Source organism: Methylobacterium sp. J-001 (assembly GCF_022829565.1).
Classification (GTDB): Bacteria; Pseudomonadota; Alphaproteobacteria; order Rhizobiales; family Beijerinckiaceae; genus Methylobacterium.
Genome location: NZ_JAKSYN010000097.1, coordinates 1 through 653, shown reverse-complemented (window position 1 = coordinate 653; position 653 = coordinate 1). Strand labels below are relative to the sequence as shown.

1 protein-coding gene is annotated in these 653 nt (G+C 68.6%); it reads right to left on the bottom strand.

What is annotated here, in order from left to right; all coding sequences use genetic code 11:
- Positions 1-158: 158 nt before the first annotated feature.
- Positions 159-653 (bottom strand): outer membrane protein (locus tag MKK65_RS10850; protein ID WP_409565409.1); only part of this gene is annotated, 495 nt, incomplete at its 5' end.

Below are 653 nucleotides of genomic sequence, written 5' to 3'. Positions count from 1 at the left end.
AGGGTGTCGCCGACCTCGCGGCCAGTTTGATCGGGCTGGGGATCCGGAGGCCAACAAGTTGTCGGCACCTTTCGCGGCGGCGAGCGATGAGGAGGACCAACACCCTCGCCCGCCGCAACGTCTCCCGGCACAGGAGCCGGGAGCAGTTCGATCCGATCTTAGTACGAGCCGAACTTGTAGTTCAGGCCGGCGCGGACGACGGCGAACTCGTCGTCGCGGCGACCGATGGCGCTGTAGGCGACCGGAACGAGGTTGGCGGCGTTGACCACCAGGGCGCCCTGGTTGCGGTTGCCGCGCTCCAGGTTGACGTACAGGCCTTCGATCTTGAACGTCACGGCCGACGAGCGGAAGAAGTTCAGGAACGACTCGGTGGGGAGGGCGAACTCGACGCCACCGCCGACGGCGTAGCCGGTGCGGAAGCTGTCGTTGCCGGCGTAGCCGCCGAAGGAGCGGTCGGCGCTGCCCGAACCGTAGGCGAAGCCGCCGGTGCCGTACACGAGGGTGCGGTCGAAGGCGTAGCCGAGGCGGCCGCGCACGGTGCCGAAGTAGTCGAGGCTCGACAGGCCGCGCGGGTCGGTGACGTAGTAGCCCGGGGCCACGGCGCCGCTGATGAAGGCGTTGTTCCGGTTGCGGCCGAAGTCGAGGTACTGGGC